The organism is Chryseobacterium soldanellicola, assembly GCF_900100115.1.
GTDB classification, from domain to species: Bacteria; Bacteroidota; Bacteroidia; order Flavobacteriales; family Weeksellaceae; genus Chryseobacterium; species Chryseobacterium soldanellicola.
This window is the reverse complement of the sequence record NZ_FNKL01000002.1, coordinates 823140-844823: the sequence shown is the minus strand read 5'-3', so window position 1 is coordinate 844823 and position 21684 is coordinate 823140. Positions and strand designations below refer to the sequence as shown.

Here is a 21684-nt window from a genome sequence, read left to right as displayed (position 1 = left end):
TATGAAGAAAATTTTTAACTCAATTATACTGTATGCAGGATTATTTATAGCATTTATTTTGGTGCTGTCTTGCCTGCAACTGTATGAAAATGCCAATAGACTTTTTGGAAATAAAAGCAGTGACAGCAATTACTGGCTGACTTTCAGCAAGAAAATTACGCCTGATAATATCGGAAGAAAAGAGCTTCTTGGCTTTAATGAAAACGATGTTGCCAAACTTAAAAAATGGACTGAAGTAAAAGACGTTTATCCTTTTTCTGCAAATGAATTCAAAGCTTCTGCAAATGGAGGTGATTTTATCCCTTTTTATACGGATCTGTATTTTGAAGGATTAGATTTAAAAGCAATTGATGTGCCTTTGACAGATGAAGAATTTCAGGTAAAAGGTGACGAAATTCCGATCATTATTTCCAGAGAATATTTGAATCTTTACAATTATGGATTTGCTTTAAATCAAGGACTTCCGCAGATTTCAGAAGATTTTGCGAAGAAAATTGAGATCAACATTAATATTGTCGTTAATAAAGAAAATAAAACGTACAAAGGAAGAATGGTGGGACTTTCAGACAGAATCCATTCTGTTTTAATTCCGAAAAAATTTCTCGATTCTTTGAATTTGGCGGAAAAACCTCAACTTGCAAATCAGCCTAAAATTTTTAATCGGGTTTTGGTACAGGTCAAAGATTCCGGAGATGAAAATTTGATTTCAAAAATGAAAGAAAACAACTACGAATCTAATCAGGAGAGTCTGCGTTCTGCAAAGATCAAGTCTAAGCTTTTTCTGGTTTTAAAAGTAATTGCAATTTTGGGAATTTTTATTTTTGCGCTTTGCCTTTATATTATCGTAAGCTTTATCAAAATCCAGTTTTTAGAAAAGCAGGAAGAAGTTTCCATCAAAAACAGCTTGGGATATTCGCCTAAAAAAATGGTAAGCGACATCAGTAAACGCTTCAGTATCAATTTAATGATTGTTTTAGCTTTAAGTTTAGGCTTACTTGCTGCCGGACAGTATTTTGTAGCAAAATCCAGTGTTTCAAACGGCTTGCTTTCAATGTATATCAATCCGCTTCTTTGGACAGCGATCATCATTATCCCGGTATTGGTGTATTTCTTTGTAAAAGAACTGATCTATCGCTGGCTGATAAGATCCTGGAAAATATAACAAAAGACCGTCACATTGACGGTCTTTTTTGTTTTTATTATGTTTAAAATAATTTAATCTTTTGAGCCGAGATCGTCCATTGTATCATCCATTCCTCTTGTATTCGGGCGATAAACCCTCTCGGAATCAAGAAAATAGATATCATGCTTCGCTTTTGCAATAATGCCTTTGTAAACATCTTCAGACATTCCTTCAGGTGCATGATTTTCAGAATCTTCTTTGTGAACTTCAACTGCTCCTTTTGCATTAAGAATTGTCTTCGCTCGATGAGCTTCCTCAAGATTATCAGCGTACACAATAATATTATTTTTTCCCACACTATGTTTGCTGTAAGCGTCTAACAGCTCCACATCCTGAGCAAAAACATAGTCCCAGAAGCTTTTTGTCTTTACATCATCTTCATAATTATCATGCGATGATCCCTCTTCAAGCTTTGATTTTGAAACAACGATATTGGCATCATCAAAACCCTGATCTTTTAACTCTTTTTGAATTTCCTCTGTGTTTACAGTTGCAGGAAATACTGAAATTACTGTATAAGCCATAATGAAATTTTTCATTAACCAGTACAAAACCCATGCAACTTACACTTTATAAAAGTTAATTTAATTTAAAAATTTCTCCAAAATATCTACAGCACACTTTGGAAGGTTCGTTCCGGGACCGAAAATAAAATCTGCTCCGTTTGCATATAAAAATTCATAATCCTGCTGTGGAATTACCCCTCCGACAACAATTGTAATATCATCTGCACCCAACTTTTTTAATTCTTCAACCACTTGAGGAACCAATGTTTTGTGACCTGCCGCCAAAGAAGACACTCCCAAAATGTGAATATCATTCTCTACCGCCTGTTTCGCAACCTCTTCCGGAGTCTGGAATAACGGGGCAACATCGACGTCAAATCCCATGTCTGCAAACGCCGTCGCAACCACTTTTGCACCTCTGTCGTGACCGTCCTGTCCCATTTTTGCGACCATCAATCTTGGACGGCGACCTTCTTCTTCTTCAAATTTTTGAGTAAGATGAAGGGCTTTTTCGAAGTATTCGTTTTTTCCTGCATTCATGGCATAAACTCCAGAAATTGTTCTAATATTTGCTTTGTACCTGCCGAAACTTTCCTCCATGGCATCGCTCATTTCACCCAACGTTACTCTTCTGCGAGCCGCTTCGATGCATAATGCCAGAAGATTTCCTTTTCCGGTTTTTGCTGATTCTCTGATTTCATTTAAAATCTGTTCGACTGCTTCGGCATTTCTATTTAATTTAATTGAATCTAATCTTTCGATCTGCTTTCTGCGAACTTCCGTGTTATCAATATCAAGAATCTCAATTTGAGGCTGTTTTAATGAAGATCTGAATGAATTTACGCCAATGATAAATTCTTCTCCACTATCAATTTTAGCCTGTTTTTTGGCTGCTGCTTCTTCGATTCTCATCTTCGGAATTCCGGCTTCGATGGCTTTCGTCATTCCGCCTTCCTGCTCCACCTCATCGATGTATTTCATGGCTTCTTCGATCATTTGTTGAGTCAGACTTTCCACCAAATTACTTCCACCCATCGGATCTACAACGTCGCAAATTCCGCTTTCCTGTTGAAGGATAATTTGAGTATTTCTCGCAATTTTCGCCGAATAATCTGTCGGAAGCGCGATCGCTTCATCCAAAGCGTTGGTATGAAGAGACTGAGTTCCGCCCAAAGCAGAAGACAATGCTTCAATTGCTGTTCTTGTGATATTATTAAATGGTTCCTGCTCTGTCAAAGACCAACCGGAAGTCTGGGAATGCGTTCTTAAGGCTAAAGATTTTGGATTTTGAGGATTAAATTGCTTTAACAATTCGGCCCAAATATATCTTGCCGCTCTCATTTTTGCGATTTCCATGAAATGATTCATTCCGATTGCCCAGAAAAAAGATAATCTTGGCGCGAACTCATCAACATTCATTCCTGCTTTTATTCCTGTTCGAACGTATTCTAAGCCGTCTGCTAATGTGTAAGCCATTTCCAGAACCGGAGTTGCCCCGGCTTCCTGCATATGATATCCTGAGATTGAAATTGAGTTGAATTTCGGAATATTTTGTGCGGTATATTCAAAAATATCGGCGATGATTTTCATCGAAGGCGCAGGCGGATAAATGTAGGTATTCCTCACCATGAATTCCTTCAAAATATCATTTTGAATCGTTCCTGAAAGCAATTCCTGACTCACACCCTGCTCTTCTGCGGCGACAATGTAGAAAGATAAAATCGGAAGAACGGCCCCGTTCATTGTCATGGAAACCGAGATCTGATCTAATGGAATTTGATTAAATAAAATTTTCATATCTTCCACAGAATCAATAGCAACGCCTGCTTTTCCGACATCACCTACCACTCTTGTGTGGTCGGAATCATACCCTCTGTGCGTCGCCAAATCAAACGCCACGGAAAGCCCTTTCTGACCAGCCGCTAAATTTCTTCTGTAAAATGCATTTGATTCTTCAGCTGTTGAAAATCCCGCATATTGACGAACTGTCCACGGTTTTTGAACATACATTGTAGAATACGGACCTCTCAAATAGGGCGCGATTCCCGGAGAAGTTTGTGTTAAATCTTTATTTTTAACATCTTCTGCCCTGTAGGATGATTTCAGCTGCAGTCCATCTTTTTCAAAAGGATAGATTTCTGTGCTTTTTTCGGTTATATTATCAAATTGAGGAGTTTTATTCTGAACTTCCCTTCTCATACTTTCTGATTTATTAGATGGCTAAAATTACGGATTTTTGAGATAATAATTTTGTGTTAATTTTTTAATGAAAATTGGTTTAAGACAAATTGATTTTCAATTTAATAATGATGAAATGAATATTGTTTTTTTGCTTCCACAGATTTCACGAATTTACAAAGATGATTGTGGATATTTGTAAAAGTATTGTATTAATCGTTCAAAATAGTTTTTGGCTAAAGCCATGGATTTATTTACATAAAAAAACGGGCTAAAGCCCGTTCCTATTGATTTTAATAATTGTCTTTATAATTAAGATTATAATGGTTTACTTATTCCCTAATTTCTTTATTCCCATTTCATATAATGCGAACGAAAGTAAATCTGCATTTTCACCGATCACCTGATCAGTTGCTCTTCCGGCACCGTGGCCTGCATTTTTTTCAATTCTTAATAAAATCGGGTTGTTACATGTCTGCTTTTCCTGTAATTCTGCGCCAAATTTGAAAGAATGCGCCGGAACAACCCTGTCATCATGATCACTTGTAATAATCATTGTTGATGGATAGCAAGTTGCTTTTACGTTGTGTACAGGAGAATATGATTTTAAGTATTCAAACATTTCTTTGCTGTCTTCCGCTGTTCCGTAATCGTAGGACCAACCGGCTCCGGCTGTGAATTTATTATATCTCAACATATCCAAAACGCCGACTCCGGGGAAGGCAACTCTTGCCAGATCAGGACGCATTGTCATTGTCGCTCCGACCAATAAGCCACCGTTTGATCTTCCTGAAAGCGCCATAAATTCTTTTGAAGTGTAGCCTTTATTTTGTAAATATTCCCCAGCTGCAATGAAATCTTCGAAAACATTTTTCTTTTGTTGTTTTGTTCCTGCATCGTGCCATTTTTTACCGTATTCACCACCTCCACGGATATTTGGGACAGCATAGATTCCGCCATTTTCCATCCAGATTGCGTTGACAACAGAGAAAGCAGGCTGTAAGCTGATGTTGAAACCTCCGTAAGAATAAAGGATTGTCGGATTTTTACCGTCAAGCTTAGTTCCTTTTTTATAATTGATCATCATCGGAACTTTTGTTCCGTCTTTTGAGGTGTAGAAAACCTGTTCAGAAACATAATCTTCAGGATTAAATTTCACTTTCGGCTTTTGATAAACCTCTGATTTTCCTGAATCTGCATTGAATTTGTATGTTGTTCCAGGTGTTGTATAATTTGTAAATGAGAAATAAAGCTCTTTCTCTTTTTCTTTTCCGCTAAAGCCTCCAACAGTTCCTTTTCCGGGAAGAGAAATCTCTCTGATGAGCTTTCCCGTTTTGTCGTATTGTTTAACTTTATCAATGGCATCAATCATGTATGTTGCAAAGAAATAGCCTCCGCCAGTAGAAATTCCCAACACGTTTCCTGTTTCCGGAATCACATCTTTCCAGGTTTCGGGAGAAGGATTCTGAATGGTTGTTTTCACCAAACGGCCGTTCGGAGCATCTTTATCGGTATAAATAAAAATAGTGTCGCCTTCTGTATCAACGATATTTGCATTAATGTCAAAACCTTTATTGATCTGGACAAATTCTCCGCCTTTTTTTAAATCTTTAATATACAATTCGTTTCCATTGGTAGCGTTTGCCGCAGAAATGATCAAATATCTCTGATCTTCAGAAACACCAGCGCCCAGATATCTTCTCGGCGTTTTTTCACCTCCGAAAATCAATTGATCTTCTGATTGTTTTGTTCCTAATTTATGGAAATAGACTTTATGCTTATCCGTCATTCCGGAAAGTACGGTTCCTTCTTTTGGCTTGTCGTAGCTTGAATAATAGAAGCCTTCGTCGCCTTGCCACGAAATTCCGCTGAATTTCACATCAATTAAAGTTTCATCGATCGGTTTTTTAGAAATAGCATCGATAATGATGATTTTATTCCAGTCGCTTCCGCCTTCGGAAATTGAATATGCCGCCAAATTTCCTTTTTTATTAAAAGAAAGCTGTGCTAAAGAAGTTGTCCCTTTTTCAGAAAATTTATTCGGATCAAGGAAAACCTCCGTTGTTTTCGTTTTGTTGTCTGTCCTGTATAAAACCGACTGCGCCTGCAATCCGTCATTCTTATAATAATAGGTGTAATCGCCTTCTTTGAAAGGGGCTGAGATTTTTTCGTAATTCCAGATTGCTGTCAGCTGTTGCTTGATCTGATCTCTGAAAGGTATTTTTGAAAGATAATTTTGCGAATATGCTACCTCATCGTCTACCCATTTTTTTGTCGCTTCAGAATCATTTTCCAAGTCCCTGAAAGGGTCTGCCACGGCTGTTCCGAAATAAGTATCTGTCTGGTTGCCTTTTAATGCTTTAGGATAATTCATTTTCTGAGAATAAAATGTTGCCGAGAACAAAACGCCGGCGGTTAACAGGATAGGTTTAAAATTCATATTAAATTCGATTTTCTCAAAAATACGGAAAGTATATTAAATAAAAAAAGCTCCTGAAAACAGCAGCTTTAATGTAAATTATTAATTATTGGAATTGTAGTTTTTAAAATAAAATTCGTTGATTTTCCAGGTTAATTCCTGGGGGCCGCCGTTCCAATAATATGTTTTGTCATTTTTATAGAATTGATATAAATTAAATTTCATGGTAAGTGATTTTTCCGAATCTGCCGTTAAAAGCTTGTCTGTTAAATCCTTCAGATACTTTTTTAGTTCGTTTATATTTACTTTTTGACCGTTTTTTAATTTAAAATCTGAAGATTTTGCGGGAACTTTAAGATTGACATCAAAAATAACTTCTGATATATCCTGGCTTTGGCTCAATTCGTTTCGCATTGTTTCTATGCTTTTCACAGAATAAGTTGCCTTTTTAATGTTTTCCGATAATGCCGTGAAATACGCTTTTGTTTCATTCTCACAAAATGTGGCAACATCCTTAGAAAAGCCTGATAAAAAGAGCTGTGTAAGATTATCAATTTCATCTTCATACGCTTTTTTAACGTTTATGCTGTAGGTTTTTTCCTCGCCGAATACAGGACCGAGATAATTATTGAGCTCGCTTAAAGAATTTTCATCATATTTTACGAACGTATTAAAATATAAGCTAAATACTTTTTCGGGTTTTAAGGTTGTTTGAGCCTTCAGGTTTTGTACACAAAATAGTAATGTTAAAAACAAAAAAATGGCTAGTTTTTTCATAGTTTATTGTCAAATTTCTTTAATATTTAAAGTTTATAAACAAAAAAAGACTCTTGATATTGCTTCAAGAGTCTTTTTTAATTTATTTTTTAGTAATTATCTTCTTCGCCTTTCATTTTCTCAGCGTTTTCTGCCATGATTACGGCATCGATCATTTCAGAAATATCGCCATTCATGTAAGCATCAAGATTGTACATAGATTTGTTGATTCTGTGGTCTGTAACTCTTCCCTGAGGATAGTTGTACGTTTTGATTTTTGCAGAACGGTCACCGGTGGAAACCATTGTTTTTCTTTGCGCTGCGATATCTCCCTGAACTTCCTGTAATTTAATATCATACAATTTCGCACGAAGCATTTCCATGGCAAGCTCACGGTTGGCCAACTGAGAACGGGCCTGCTGACATACTACCACCAATCCTGAAGGTTTGTGGGTCAGCTGAACCTTGGTTTCAACCTTGTTTACATTCTGACCTCCGGCACCTCCTGAACGTGAAGTCTGCATTTCGATATCCGCAGGATTGATTTCTACATCAACCTCTTCTGCTTCCGGTAAAACAGCAACTGTAATTGCCGATGTATGAACCCTGCCCTGAGATTCGGTTTCAGGAACACGCTGTACACGGTGAACTCCGGATTCGAACTTCATGATCCCGTAAACGCCGTCTCCTTCTACTTTCATAATCAATTCTTTATAGCCTTTTGAAGCTTCATTAGAATCTGTTATTTCATGTTTCCAGCCTTTTGTTTTAAAATACATGGAATACATTCTGTAAATATCTTCCACAAAAATTGCCGCCTCATCGCCTCCTGTTCCTGCGCGTAATTCCACAATAATATTCTTATCGTCTGCAAGATCTTTAGGAATTAATAAAACCTTCAATTCTTCTTCCAGCCCCGGGATTTTTGCCTGAGCTTCCATCTTTTCTTCCTTAGCCATATCAACCAGGTCCCTGTCTGAGCCGTCTGCAATGATTTCCTCAGATTCTGCAATATTATCTAATGCGTTTTTATACTGATCGTAAACTTTTACAATTTTCCCTAAATCGCTGTATTCTTTGTTTAATGAAGAATATTTTTTCTGATCTGAAATAATATCGGGCTGTATAATAAGGTCTGCAACCTCATTATATCTTTGTTTTATAGCTTCAAGCTTTGGAATTAATGACTTAGACATTGTAGAAATTTTGTGGCTGCAAAGATAAGAAATAAATATTTCAATACTCAATAGTCTTTAATTAAACTATAACTATTTGATCTCTATTCTTTTGTCTTGAAACAAAATAACCAAAGTTCAAGACTGGAAACTTCCGCTAAAAATAAATTCTGTTCCCTAAAAATTCTAAAACTTGCACGAATTCAATAATTTTTCTTTGTTCTTCTACTTCTCTTTAGCCAATTTCTTATCAATCAAATACAAAACAATTCCCAATGCAACAATTGCCAATCCTATAAGGCTTTCTTTCGGATTATTCACAAAGGTAAAATACAGGATATAAACACTGAAAATCAGGAAAACAGAAGGAAAAATGTAAAATAAATTGGATTTGAATATTGTCCTTTTCTCTTTTTTAAGAAAAAATGCCGTAGAAATCGCCAGACTCGCAAATAATTGAAGAATAAACGATGTATAAACGAAAATTTCCTTAAAACTTCCCGTTAAAATAATCAAAGTGGCAATAACAGCATGGGCAAAAATGGCACGGACAGGAATTCCTTTTCCATTATTAATTGATAAAAATTTCCATAAATGGTTTTCTTTTGCAAAAGCCTGTGTCAATCTTGATCCCACCCATAAATATCCACTGATTGTGGCTACCAGCTGCAAGGCAATGAAGACATTTACAATTTTCCCGAAAGAAATTCCCAGCATATTATTAGCAGCCTCACCCATGACATCTTCTTTTCCTGCCAGCTGATGAAGCGGCGCATGTTTCAGCATAATAAAATTGACTAAAATATAACAAATCGTCACAAAAACAGTTCCGACAATAAGTGCTTTCGGAAGACTTTTCTTAACATCTTTAATTTCGCCTGCAATATAGGAAGCCGAATTCCAGCCTGTGTAGGAATACGTTACAAACACCAAAGACGTTGCAAAAGCGGGAAGCATAATTTCGTTTTTCCAGCTGTTGCTGAAATGCAGGCTGTTTCCGACTTCTTTAGGCTCGGAAAGCATTACGCCTAAAATAATCAGGACAATAATGAAAGCTATCTTAATGATTGTGAAAAAATTATGAAACCGGCTCGAGCCTTTTAAGCTGAAAGACAAAGATATTGCGACCAGAAAAATAATAACCACTGAAAAAGGTGTTCCGAAAGAAAAATCAAAAACCGAAAGATATTTCGACATTGCCAAAGCCGCCAAAGCTACAGGAGAAGAAAATCCGATGATCAGCGAAATCCAGCTTACCAAATATCCCAACACCGGATGATAAGTTTCTTTAAGATAAATAAAATCGCCGCCGTTTCCTTTGAAATACGTTCCTAATTCGGCATAACAAAACGCTCCGAACAACGCTAAAATCCCGCCGATAAACCATAACAGAAATATGCTGTAGGTATTCGTAATATCAACCAACTGGAAACCCAACGTCGTGAAGATCCCCGTTCCGATCATATTCGAAACAACAATGGCAACTGCTGTTTTCCAGCCGATCTGATGTGTAGAAGTACTCATTTAAAGTGTTAGGTTTAAAATTATTTATTAAAAATTAAAATTAAGCCTTCCGAAGAAATAGCTTCCCAAAGTCCCCATCTGGACAGGCGCGTATTTGAAAACTCCGTAATAAGAATTTTCGTAAATCTGCAGATCCGGGAAAACATCCAATAAATTATTGGCTCCAATTGTAAGGTTGACATTTTTCGTCAGATCATAGCCAATGCTGACATCTGTCACAATTTTAGGCGAAAATTCCTGAACGCCGCCGAAAGGATAACCGTCTCTGATTACTTTTCCGAAATAGGTATTTCTTACGAGAAAATTAAATTTGCTGATGCTGTAATTTAAACCTAAAGTTGCTTTCGTCTTTGGAGACAATGTTTCAATGATGTTGATCTGATCCGGGCCGAAAAATTCGTTTTGAGGAGTTCCTAAGTTTTGAGGAAAATGGAAATCCGTGATCTTGGTTTCGGTATAATTTCCAGCAAGGCTTGCATTAAGATTTCCTCCACCCACTTTCCAGTCGTAAGAAATTACTAAGTCAACACCTTTCGTTTCCGTATCAATGGCATTGGCAAAAAACCGCCCGCTTTCTACGCCATATTGAGCAAGAACCGGACTTGTGATGTTGCTTGTAATAACGATTCTGTCCTTCACTTTAATTAAATATCCATCCAGCGTAATGAGAAGTCCTTTTGTGGGTTTTAAGGTAAATCCCAGACTTCCGTTGACTGAAGTCTCCTGCTTTAATTTATCAAATCCAAGCGCTTTTGCGGCTTCGCTATCATTTCTGAAAATACCTTTTGTTACAATTCCGTCGCCTGTTGTAGAAATATCGGCATAAGAATTATTAAAATACTGCTGTTGCAGAGAAGGCGCTCTGAAACCAGTTCCCACAGCTCCACGAATGGCATAATTTTTTATAAACTCATAACGAACAGCCAGTTTTCCGTTTAAAGTGCTTCCAAAATCTGAATAATTCTCAAATCTTGCCGCCGCGTCGATATTTAATTTTTTATCTAAATCATAAGAAACATCTGCATAAACTGCGGTTGAATTTCTCGATTTTTTTAAAGCGTTTGCCGGTGAAAAACCCATGAAAGATTGCGCTCCACCCGCTCCGATAACATCTGTAGAAGGTGTAGAACCGGTCACCATATTTCCGAAAATATCATATTGAGCATAGGAATTTTCATCACCTTTTTTAATTTCATATTGTTCAAACCTGAATTCTCCTCCAAAAGCTATATTAAACTGATTGATCTTTTTTGAGACATCAAGATTAATGGTATTCTGAAGAAAATTGTGCGCTCCGGCGTAGAAATTTGTCGGTGAATTAGCTCCTAACGAAGCATTGTTGGTATTGCTCACCTCATAATTAAAAGTATTGCTTCCGAACGTATTGCTTAGATCAAAAAACCAGTCATTCACCTCATATTTTGCTCCGACAGCATAAGAAATATCGTAGACTTTTGACCCTAAAGACGGCTGAAAACCATTAGGATAAATCGAAGAAACCACGTTAAAAGTCTCGCTTGGAAGCCTTCTGAATCCAAAGCCCTGGCCTTCTTTTATGCTAAAACCGCCGAAAGAATATAATTTAAAATGATCATTAAAAGGATATTCTGCGTTGAAAAATAATTGCCCCTGCTTGATCTGCGCATCCCCGATCTGGAAATTAAAATCATTGCGACTTAACCCTCTTTCCCGAATAACAGCATCATCGGCAGCTCTTGCAGCTACAGGATCATCTGCAAAGGCATAGGCAAAATTATTTCCAAAAATATCCAGATCATGATTCTGCGTTCGTGTTGTTTTTCCTCTTTGGCTTACTTGTAATGACAAATTGATGTAACTTTTATCTTTTCCTAAAGAAGCTCCGTAATTTACTCCGCCCTGATAGGTTTCGCCGTCATTTCTACCCGATATTCCGTAGTTTAAACTTGCCGAAGCTCCTGTATTTTTTTTAAGAATAATATTGATAACTCCTGCAATGGCATCAGATCCGTATTGCGCGGCGGCTCCGTCTCTCAGAACTTCAATTCTGTCGATTGCAATTACAGGAATCGTGCTTAAATCTGTGCCTACAGAACCATTTCCGACTGTATTTTGATAATTAACCAGAGATGTCGTATGTCTTCTTTTTCCATTGACGAGCACCAAAACCTGATCCGGGCCCATTCCTCTCAACGTCATCGGATCGATGTGCTCCGTTCCGTCAGCGGCCGATTGTCTCACCGCATTAAAAGAAGGAATTACATAATTTAAAAGATCCTGAACGGTAGTTTGAGGCGCCGATTTCTGAATTTTTTCGATATTAATTATATCTACAGGAACAGGAGTTTCCAGCTTTGTTCTTTTGTTGTTTCGGTTACCGACGATAACCACGTCTTCGATTTGTTGTTCTTTTTCCTGAGCTGATACGAAAACCGCTCCAAGCAATACTATAGATATGCTTAGTTTTTTCATCTTTTGTTTTTTGCAAAATTAATAATATACTTGAACGGACAAAAATCCGCCAACAAAGATTGTCAAGAAAATGGAATAGTATAAGAATATTGACATCACTTATCTGCCCCAACCGGGCTGGAATTAGCACCTTTACCCATTGAAAAAGGTCGGTTGCTAAGGTTTCACAGGGCCAAATCCCTCCACCTTTCTTGATAAATCTACTGCAAAAGTAGACTATTGTTTTTAATTGACAAAAATTGGGAATGTTGAAATTGGGAATTGTCAATGGTGAAAGGTGAATTTTTGACTGTATTAAAAGAGAGATAATTTTCATTATCTCTCTTTGTTTAAAATATATTTAATTGATAACTGTCATTCTGACGAAAGAAGAATCTATTGATTAAAGATACTTCACTCCATTCCTAATGACAAACTTGCAATTTTGTCTTTATCTTATTTAATAATCATTTTCTGAATTGCAATTCCGTTATCGGCTTTTAGATGAACTAAATATGCTCCGGCTGGATAAACCGCTTTCAGTTCGTATGTTCCGTTTTCATTTTTTAGCTTAAATGAATCCATTTTTTTACCGCTCATATCGTAGATAAAAATTTCTCCGTTTTTGGCTTTATGGTAAATTAATTTCGCTAAACCGTTCTTCACAGGATTGTCTGCAATTTGTAGAGAAAGTTTATTTTCTGCATTTACATCAATTGTTGACAAACTTCCTGTATAATTCCCGAAAATCCTGAATTCTCCGGGCTGAAGAGTAATCGGCGCCGTCGTTGATGTAATATTTGAGATGGTATTATCCATCAGATCCTGCCATTGCCCGGTGTAAGGGAAATATGGAACAACATCTTTAACCGTAGTGTCATAATTTGCCAAAACAACCACATTTTTCACTCCATTTGTAAGTGTATTATCATAAACGTAAATCCTTGTAATTAAACCATTTGGGTCATTGGTAAGATTATTTGATTCTACCGTGTATGTTTTAGACCTAAAAACCGGATTTGCATTTCTGATATTGATAATTTTTGCCCAGGTATCGTAAACTGCTTTTCTGTTGGTGTTTGTATCGTAGCCTAAAGTGAACGCAACCGGCTTTTCATCTGTTCTGCAACCTGTATTGATAGATCCGTCTGCACATCTGTTGATGCTGAATTCATATCCTAATTCACCAAATTGCCAGATCATTTTCGGACCGGGAATGGTGAAGAATGTGGCACCAAAAGTTTTCATTCTGTCAAGAGCCGTGTTCAGGTTTTTTACGCTGTAAGAGCCATTTATAGCGCCATATTCAAGGTTTTTAAACATTAATCTTTCTTCATCATGACTTTCTCCGTACCCGACAGCAGACATATTGGTGAAACCATGAAGGGCGTGATTCATCCTGTCGTAACTGCTGTTTTCCTTGTAGCCCATTGTATTTTGGTTGTAAGGATCGGTCTGCTTATTCCAAAGCATAACACCTTTTCCTTCTGCAATCCTGTAATTTGCCCATTGCTGCTCTTCCTGATCCGTGCCCAAATGCTCAAAAATCATGTACGAATTCGGATCAATCGCCCATTGTCTGTCTGCGTAATACTTCATGATGTCAACTCTATCCTGCTGATAAGCGTTTGTGCAGTTTTCATCGTTCTCGGAGCAGCTTTGAGTGAATCCTTTTGTCAAATCCCAACGGAATCCGTCAATATGATATTCTGTCAGCCATTGCTGAAGACATCTTTCAACGTAATATTTAGTTGAAGAACTTGTATGGTTAAAATCATTGAAAACATTATAAGAATGTTTAGGAACCGTATTAAAATATGGATTGTTTGCTGCAACATTTCCATAGCCGTCTCCATCAGGATCAACATTCCAAAGTCTTACTAACGGAGAACGCCCTGTTGCGTGATTAAATGCAATATCCAAAATAACAGCAATCCCGTTCTGATGGCATAAATCAACAAATTCTTTGAATTTTTCCGGCGTTCCGTACGCTTTATCCAACGCATAATGAAAAGATGTGTTGTAGCCCCATGAAAGATTTCCTTCAAATTCCATGATCGGAAGAAGCTCAATCGCATTGATATTTAAACTTTTTAAATAAGAAATTTTATTAATTAACGACTGCCAGTTTTTCTCCTGTGTAAAATCTCTCAACAATAATTCATAGACCACTAAATTATCTTTTGCAGGTCTTTGAAAACTTGTATTCTGCCAGCTGTAAGGCGTTTGTCCTGTTTTAAACATAGAAACCTCAAAGCCCTGTCCTGCAGGAAATGCCGGCAGTCCGGGATAGGTAGAAGCAGAGATATATTGGTCATCATAAGAAGATAAAATCTGCGGCGAATAAGGATCTGCAACCTTCCTCAAATCGTTGGTTCTATACTGGAAAGTGTATAATTGCTGAGGTGTTAAACCACTCAATTCGATCCAGTAAAGATCAGGATTTGTGGTGTCTCTTTTCATTAAATAAGCATCATCAACCGTCCAGTTGTTGAAGCTTCCGATTACATGAACGAAATCTTTAGTCGGAGCATACAAAGCGAGCCCGACTTTTGTGTTATCTGTCGGATTATAGTTGATTCCCTGCTTTATCCAATTTGGGATAGCTTCAGAAATAACCGTTCTGGGAATCTGTAGAATGAAAGCTGCATTTTTAGAATTTGAGCTGGCATCTGTTGCAATTAATTCCATATTGGCATCTGCTGTTACGGTGTAATTGTACGCGTAAGAAGTTGATGGTGTTGAAGTAGAATTTACAACTGTTCCGTTTGCTTTCAACTGGAAAGTAGCGTTGACGTTTGTGGTCGCCGTAACGTTAATTGAATTTCCCGCAGAAACCGATGTCAAGCTGTTCGCGGCAGGATTTGTAAGGCTTAAATTTAAGACTCCGACATTGACAAAAATATCGGGCGAGGTCTGATGAGCCCCTGTTTTATCTTTTAACAAAAATCCAAACCTTCCGATTCCGGTTCTCCCATAAAAAGCTGTAGGTGTAAAAGTTAAGGAATACGTATCTGTTCCCGGGTTGTAATTTAGCCGGTTGGCTTCACTAGAATTTCCCCAGGTTCCGTTGGTGGGGCAATCCTGGCTGTTATTATAATTCGTATCCAAAGACCACGTCCAGATATAAACGGCATTGTTGGCAACTCCCCAGGCGGTTTCATCAATCTGATTTCCAGGTACGGTTAACGTAATTTGATCCGTCTCATTAAACGGATTTGGCGTAATGGTATAGCTTATCTGCCCAAATATAAGAGCCATGACAAACACCAAAACACCGGAATAAAATTTCTTCATAAAGATTTGTTTTTTTATTAATACTCAACGAAATTAATTTATTTTTTCATTATTTATAAGTTTTTGACTTAAAAATTAGAGTTTAACGCAATTATATACTATGCGAAAAACAATAATTTTTCACCTCTGAATATGTCTGATTCACCATTTAATTTGTCTGTTTAAAGAACCTTCTGATTGTTGAGCATGATTAGCATTTTTACCTTTGGAGCATCAATTTAAAACAACCATTAAATCTAATTAATATGTTCAAAAAATTAATTCCTCAACAGCCTTATTTTATTAAAAAATATATTGTAAATGCTATGCTTTTGTTCGTTTCAAGCTTCGGATTGATGAAAGCCCAACAAACGGAAAGCTCATTAGGAACTTTAAAGCAAATCGATGCCGGAGTTTTGAATGTAGGATATACAGAAGCCGGACCAGCCAACGGAACTCCTGTAATTTTACTTCATGGATGGCCTTATGATATTCACAGTTATGAAGAAGTTGTTCCGCAACTGACCGCAAAAGGTTACAGAGTAATCACGCCTTATTTGAGAGGTTTCGGCACAACGCGCTTTCTTTCTGAAAAAACAATGAGAAATGGTCAGCAGGCAGCAGTCGCCAGTGATATTATCGCTTTGATGGATGCATTAAAAATTGATAAAGCAATCATTGGAGGGTTTGACTGGGGCGCAAGAACGGCAGATGTGATGGCTGCGCTTTGGCCTGAACGTGTAAAAGGTCTTGTTTCTGTGAGCGGATATTTGATTACCAATCTTGAAGCGAATAAAAAACCCTTACCTCCGACTGCTGAATTGGGATGGTGGTATCAATATTATTTTTCTACCGACCGTGGTGTGAAGGGTTATGCGGACAATACGTATGATTTCAATAAATTAATCTGGAAAACCGCTTCCCCTCTATGGAATTTTGATACGGAAACGTACAATCGTACCGCGGAATCATTTAAAAATCCGGATCACGTTGCAATTGTTATTCATAATTACCGCTGGAGATTGTCTCTTGCAAAAGGCGAATCACAATACGATCAATTAGAAAAAATCCTTTCTACAAGACCGAAAATTACTGTTCCTACGATTACGATCAGCAGTGATTTTGACGGGGCAGCCATTGACGGAAAGGCTTATATCAATCAATTTACAGGAAAATATTCACATACAATTTTAAAAGGAATCGGTCACAACGTTCCTCAGGAGGATCCGAAATCATTTGCTGATGCGATTATCGAAGTTGATTCGTTTTCAAAATAATTTTAACCGAAAAATGTCTAATTAAAACTCAATTTTGTCTGTCTGGAGTATTTTATTATTTCACAAGATCTTCAACAAGACTAATTTTAATCTATAATTTTAAAAATACACTAATAATTTAAATTTTTAACAATGGAAAACAATACCATCCCACAACCGGAAAAAGTATTATACACAGGAAAAACGCACACAACAGGAGGTCGTGACGGCGCATCAAAAAGCTCAGACGGCAATCTTGACATTAAACTTTCAACTCCAGGCGGAACACAACCGGGAACAAATCCTGAACAGCTTTTCGCAGCAGGATGGTCAGCTTGCTTTATCGGAGCGTTGGGAATTGCAGCAAGAAACTCAAAAATTAAGCTTCCTGCAGAAACAGCCGTTGACGCTGAAGTAGACTTATGTATGACCGATGATGCTTATTTTTTACAGGCACGTCTCCATGTAAGTCTTCCGGGAATTGATCGCGAAACCGCAAAAAAATTAGCCGATGAAGCGCATCAAACTTGCCCTTATTCTAAAGCAACAAGAGGAAATATTAAGGTAACAATTGCTATTATCTAATTGATTTTTTCAGATATTAATTATATTTTCTAATAAAAACCCGCTTTGTATGATGTACTTAGCGGGTTTTTGCCAAATAAGCTCTCCAGAGAAAACCCCTGTAAAAAATCAAATGGGTATGGTTTTTTAGTTTTTGATTATTTTTTTAAATATGATCTGTCCGTTCTTTAATTTTAATTCCACGATATAAATTCCGTTTGGAAATCCCTGCATATTAATTTGATTATCAGAGAACCGAACATTTATTTTTTGTCCCACGACATTCGTAATATTTACATTTTCAATCGCTGAATCTGCTTTTATCATAAGAATTCCGTTGGTAGGATTTGGATAAACTCCTGCGACATTTAATCTTATCTCATTTGTGCTTAATGCTGTTGCATCTTTAACACATCTTACAGACTCACCCTGTCCTCTTGGAGCTCCTGATGACGGATTGGCAATCGTAGTTCCTACATACAGATATTTTCCGCCCGAAGAAGAAGTGTCAGAGCTCCAGTAATATCCTCTCTGACCAACAAATGTGAAACCGCCTGTTGTATTGCTTCTGTATCCTGCTGCCGGTAATTTCAGATAACTTTCGAACGCCGTTGCCGGATTATTGATTCCTTCTGCATTCACCAAAGTCGTCCAATCTGCCTGAGACGGCATTTTCCAGCCTTGTCCGATTGTTTTACACGGATCTGCACCGATTGCTGATGTTACAGACGCTGCATTACTGGCATTCCAGGCATCACTTGTAGCATTGGCTGCCCACCAGGACGCAGCGCCTGAACCAATAATAAACGTGTCAATTCCCGTTAAACCATCTGGAGCATTCGTTGATGGCGCTGCTGATGTCGCAGAATTTCTCAGCTGGTGACCGTCATCCCATCTCCCCCACTGGAAAAGATCTCCGTAAGAATCTGCATCGTCAAGAGTGGCTGCCACTTTTGTACTTCCTAAATTTTGTTGAAGCCAGACTTTTCCGTCTGCACCTCTCACTGTCGTATAAGAAACTGCTTGACCTTTATAGATAAATGTCACACAACCCAAATCTCCTGTATTAGTTCCCGGATCTGTATTGTTGCACGTTTGCTGGGCATTTATTTGAGTATTTGCCATCACAAATATCACAGCTCCCGTCACAATTTTTCTCATCCCTAAATGTAAATTTCTGAACATAACAAATATTATTTTTATTTATTCTAAATTATATTTAATTTTGCGCAAAATTACCTTACATTATTTATCTCAAGTTATCATTCCCGAACTTTTTGTTATCTGATGTCTGGCTTTTATTTCAATTGTACCATTGTCGTAAACCGTATTGCATGAAAGAGCAAACTAAAAAAGGATTATTATTCCAATCTGAAGATTTTCAGATCGTAATGCATGAAGACTCAGATCCGGAAAAATTCTTAAAATCAGTTTTTATTGAAGAAAAATCAAGCTTTACTCTTTTATGTATGCTAAGTCAAGATATACACCTAGAAATTCAGAATCGCAAAACGCATTTTTTATTTAAGAGAAATCAATATATTCTTCATTATTCACCGGAAGAAACTCAAACAGAGCTCTGGACAGAGAATCAGGAAATATTGAAATATATTCGAATTCAAATCAGTTATCAATACATTTTTAATTTAATCAATCCTGAATCCAGCAACGAAAGCGCGGAAATTTTTGAGAAAATGATTAAAAATTATTTCATTTTCCTTCATCAGGAAACTCCACCGCATCTGACTGTCGAAATGCATCTTATTTTGAGGGAAATTCTAAGTTATTCAAAAAAAGGCATGCTACAGAAATTATTTGTTGAAGCCAAAATCATTAAGCTTTTAATTTTGATATTCGAACAGTTTAATGAAAAGAATATTTCAGAGAAAACCCCAAAAATAGCTTTTATCATTAAAAAATTTGTCGATGAAAATTATCACAAAAATATTAAAGTTGAGGAAATTGGAAAATTAATTGGCATTAATCAAAATAAAATCAGAAAAGAATTTAAATCTCAATATCATATCACCGTCACCGACTATATTTCGGAACTTCGGATGCTCAAAGCTAAAAAATTAATCATCGACAAAGAAATTATGATCAAAGAAATCGCTTTCGAATGCGGCTACGAATATGTTCAGAACTTTACACGGGCTTTCAGGAAAAAATTCGGACTGTCTCCGGAAAAGTTGAGAAACGGGTAAAACAAAAAACCACCTAATAAATTAAGTGGCTTATATATGTTGTTTTGCTTTGATATTGCTTTCCCAGAATTAAGGTGAGAAAACAATGACAATCAATTAATGATGTCCGTGACTATCGTGATCGTGTAAGAAAGGCCCGTTACCTTTAGGATTGCTGAAAATCACTTCCACACCCTTCTGCTCATTTACCTGCTTTCTTCTAATATCCTCAGGATCAAAAGGTTTTACTTTTCCGAAGTATTCTTTCAGGCCTTCAGTTAACCACAAAGGGATAACAAATCCGAAGAACATAAAAATACACCAGAATCCTACTAAGAACATTGTAATGAAGAAACATGTCCAAAGGAACTGATAAAACGGCCAAAATGCTGATAAAATCGTTATCATTTTTTCTTAAAGATTTTAGGCAAAAATAGAACATTTTTCTTTTTTACACAAAAGATAGAAGCTCTATTTTGCAATTTATTTTGATTTTAAACTAATTGGTGGAGAATTTCGATATTGGATGTCTTAATTCTTTTAAATTATTAATGGGCAAGATTGGCGAAAAAGTCATTTCCTTTATCATCTGTAATGATGAATGCCGGAAAATCTTTCACTTCAATTTTTCTTACCGCTTCCATGCCTAATTCCGGGAAATCTACTACCTCAACCGACAAAATATTATCTTTTGCAAGAATTGCAGCAGGTCCACCGATTGAACCAATGTAAAATCCTCCATATTTATGGCAGGCGTTGGTAACATCAGCTGTTCTGTTTCCTTTTGCCAGCATTACCATGCTTCCGCCGTGACTTTGGAATTCGTCTACATAAACGTCCATTCTTCCGGCAGTCGTTGGTCCGAAACTTCCCGAAGCCATTCCTTCCGGAGTTTTTGCAGGTCCCGCGTAATAAATCGGGTGATTTTTGAAATATTCAGGCATTGGTTGTCCGCTGTCTAACAATTCTTTGATTTTTGCATGGGCAATATCTCTGGCAACAATCAGCGTTCCGTTTAATTTTAATCTTGTTTTGATAGGATATTTTGAAAGTTCAGCTAAAATTTCAGGCATTGGCTTATTCAGATCAATTTCAACAGCCTCTTCCAAATGTGGAGGCGTTGCAGGCAAAAATCTTTTGGGATCTTGTTCCAGCTGCTCCAGGAAAATACCTTCTTTGGTAATTTTACCTTTAATATTTCTGTCTGCCGAACAGGAAACTCCCATTCCAACCGGGCAAGAAGCTGCGTGACGGGGAAGCCTGATCACTCGAACGTCATGAGTTAAATATTTTCCTCCAAACTGCGCCCCGATCGCACTTTCCTGACAGATTTTCTGAACTTTTGCTTCCCATTCCAGATCTCTGAAAGCTTGACCCGCCTCATTTCCTTCTGTCGGAAGATTGTCGTAGTATTTTGCGGAAGCTTTTTTCACAGCCGCTAAATTTGCTTCAGCCGAAGTTCCTCCAATCACCAAAGCTAAGTGATAAGGCGGGCAAGCCGCTGTTCCCAAATCTGAAATTCTCTCTTTTACAAATGCTTCAAGAGATTTTTCGTTTAATAAAGATTTTGTTTTTTGATAAAGAAACGTTTTGTTGGCAGAACCACCACCTTTCGTTAAAAACAAAAATTCGTAGTAATCTCCTTTTTTGGCATAAATATCAATCTGCGCCGGAAGATTTGAACCCGAGTTTTTCTCATCAAACATCGTTAATGGCACCACCTGAGAATATCTTAAGTTTCTTTTTTGGTAGGTATTGTAGATTCCTTTGCTTAAATACTCACCGTCATCAACGCCTGTGTACACATTCTCACCTTTTTTGCCCATCACAATGGCCGTTCCTGTATCCTGGCAAGATGGTAAAGCGCCTTCTACGGCAACCGCAGCATTTTGCAGCAAGTTATAGGCAACAAATCTGTCATTATCTGTAGCTTCAGGATCATCGATAATTCTTCTCAAACTTTCTAAATGTGAAGAACGAAGCATAAAAGAAACATCTGCCATCGCTTCTTCAGCCAACAGCTCAAGACCTTTAGGATCGATGGTTAAAATTTCTCTTTCTCCTAATTTTTCAACTTTTACATAGTCTGAAGTCAACTTTTTATATACCGTATCGTCCTTTTGAATCGGGTACGGATCCTGATATCTAAATTCCATTTCAATTTTTTATGGTGCAAAAATAAAACATCGCGAAAAAAGCATGAGCAAAATCAGTCACTTAGATTGATATTTATA

The 21684-nt window shown here is 37.2% G+C and carries 15 protein-coding genes and 1 riboswitch; of the genes, 4 read left to right on the top strand and 11 right to left on the bottom strand.

Annotated features, from left to right (window positions below; translation table 11 throughout):
- Nucleotide 1 precedes the first annotated feature (1 nt).
- Nucleotides 2-1162 carry an FtsX-like permease family protein gene (locus BLT04_RS08685; protein ID WP_089755384.1) on the top strand — a complete coding sequence of 387 codons (1161 nt, stop codon included), beginning with the start codon at nucleotides 2-4 and terminating at the stop codon, nucleotides 1160-1162.
- Nucleotides 1163-1215: 53 nt separating this feature from the next.
- Here the strand turns inward: BLT04_RS08685 and BLT04_RS08680 are convergent, their stop codons facing one another.
- The 8 genes from BLT04_RS08680 to BLT04_RS08645 all read right to left on the bottom strand — a co-directional run bounded on the left by BLT04_RS08680 (nucleotide 1216) and on the right by BLT04_RS08645 (nucleotide 15468).
- Nucleotides 1216-1707 carry a hypothetical protein gene (locus BLT04_RS08680; RefSeq protein WP_139166228.1) on the bottom strand — a complete coding sequence of 164 codons (492 nt, stop codon included), beginning with the start codon at nucleotides 1705-1707 and terminating at the stop codon, nucleotides 1216-1218.
- Nucleotides 1708-1767: 60 nt separating this feature from the next.
- The gene (gene scpA, locus BLT04_RS08675) at nucleotides 1768-3888 is read right to left on the bottom strand and encodes a methylmalonyl-CoA mutase (RefSeq protein ID WP_089755382.1); all 2121 of its coding nucleotides are present in this window, start codon (nucleotides 3886-3888) and stop codon (nucleotides 1768-1770) included.
- A 307-nt stretch (nucleotides 3889-4195) separates the two neighbouring features.
- Nucleotides 4196-6241 (bottom strand): prolyl oligopeptidase family serine peptidase, encoded by a 2046-nt coding sequence (locus BLT04_RS08670; RefSeq protein WP_228421928.1) that lies wholly within the window; start codon nucleotides 6239-6241, stop codon nucleotides 4196-4198.
- A 147-nt stretch (nucleotides 6242-6388) separates the two neighbouring features.
- The gene (locus BLT04_RS08665) at nucleotides 6389-7063 is read right to left on the bottom strand and encodes a hypothetical protein (protein WP_089755380.1); all 675 of its coding nucleotides are present in this window, start codon (nucleotides 7061-7063) and stop codon (nucleotides 6389-6391) included.
- A gap of 89 nt (nucleotides 7064-7152) precedes the next feature.
- Nucleotides 7153-8238: a peptide chain release factor 1 gene (prfA, locus tag BLT04_RS08660; RefSeq protein ID WP_089755379.1), complete on the bottom strand. Its 1086-nt coding sequence runs from the start codon at nucleotides 8236-8238 to the stop codon at nucleotides 7153-7155.
- A gap of 204 nt (nucleotides 8239-8442) precedes the next feature.
- Nucleotides 8443-9741, bottom strand: a complete 1299-nt coding sequence (locus tag BLT04_RS08655) for an APC family permease (RefSeq protein ID WP_089755378.1) — start codon at nucleotides 9739-9741, stop codon at nucleotides 8443-8445.
- A gap of 27 nt (nucleotides 9742-9768) precedes the next feature.
- Nucleotides 9769-12192, bottom strand: coding sequence for a TonB-dependent receptor plug domain-containing protein (locus BLT04_RS08650; protein ID WP_089755377.1), 2424 nt, complete (start codon nucleotides 12190-12192; stop codon nucleotides 9769-9771).
- Between the two features lie 96 nt (nucleotides 12193-12288).
- A riboswitch (SAM riboswitch) is annotated at nucleotides 12289-12393 on the bottom strand.
- A gap of 234 nt (nucleotides 12394-12627) precedes the next feature.
- A complete protein-coding gene (locus BLT04_RS08645; RefSeq protein ID WP_089755376.1) occupies nucleotides 12628-15468 on the bottom strand; it encodes an alpha-amylase family glycosyl hydrolase in 2841 nt (946 codons plus the stop codon).
- Nucleotides 15469-15713: 245 nt separating this feature from the next.
- Between BLT04_RS08645 and BLT04_RS08640 the strand changes: the two genes are divergently transcribed.
- Both BLT04_RS08640 and BLT04_RS08635 read left to right on the top strand, forming a co-directional pair.
- Nucleotides 15714-16724, top strand: coding sequence for an alpha/beta fold hydrolase (locus tag BLT04_RS08640; RefSeq protein WP_089755375.1), 1011 nt, complete (start codon nucleotides 15714-15716; stop codon nucleotides 16722-16724).
- 132 nt (nucleotides 16725-16856) lie between these two features.
- Nucleotides 16857-17288 carry an organic hydroperoxide resistance protein gene (locus BLT04_RS08635; protein WP_089755374.1) on the top strand — a complete coding sequence of 144 codons (432 nt, stop codon included), beginning with the start codon at nucleotides 16857-16859 and terminating at the stop codon, nucleotides 17286-17288.
- 126 nt (nucleotides 17289-17414) lie between these two features.
- Here BLT04_RS08635 and BLT04_RS08630 read toward each other — a convergent pair whose 3' ends face one another.
- The gene (locus BLT04_RS08630; RefSeq protein ID WP_089755373.1) at nucleotides 17415-18452 is read right to left on the bottom strand and encodes a T9SS type A sorting domain-containing protein; all 1038 of its coding nucleotides are present in this window, start codon (nucleotides 18450-18452) and stop codon (nucleotides 17415-17417) included.
- Between the two features lie 149 nt (nucleotides 18453-18601).
- Between BLT04_RS08630 and BLT04_RS08625 the strand changes: the two genes are divergently transcribed.
- A complete protein-coding gene (locus BLT04_RS08625) occupies nucleotides 18602-19471 on the top strand; it encodes a helix-turn-helix transcriptional regulator (RefSeq protein WP_089755372.1) in 870 nt (289 codons plus the stop codon).
- 96 nt (nucleotides 19472-19567) lie between these two features.
- Here the strand turns inward: BLT04_RS08625 and BLT04_RS08620 are convergent, their stop codons facing one another.
- A complete protein-coding gene (locus BLT04_RS08620) occupies nucleotides 19568-19858 on the bottom strand; it encodes a hypothetical protein (protein WP_170828451.1) in 291 nt (96 codons plus the stop codon).
- Between the two features lie 140 nt (nucleotides 19859-19998).
- Complete coding sequence (locus BLT04_RS08615) at nucleotides 19999-21606, bottom strand: fumarate hydratase (protein ID WP_089755371.1); 1608 nt, start codon at nucleotides 21604-21606, stop codon at nucleotides 19999-20001.
- Between the last annotated feature and the right edge of the window lie 78 nt (nucleotides 21607-21684).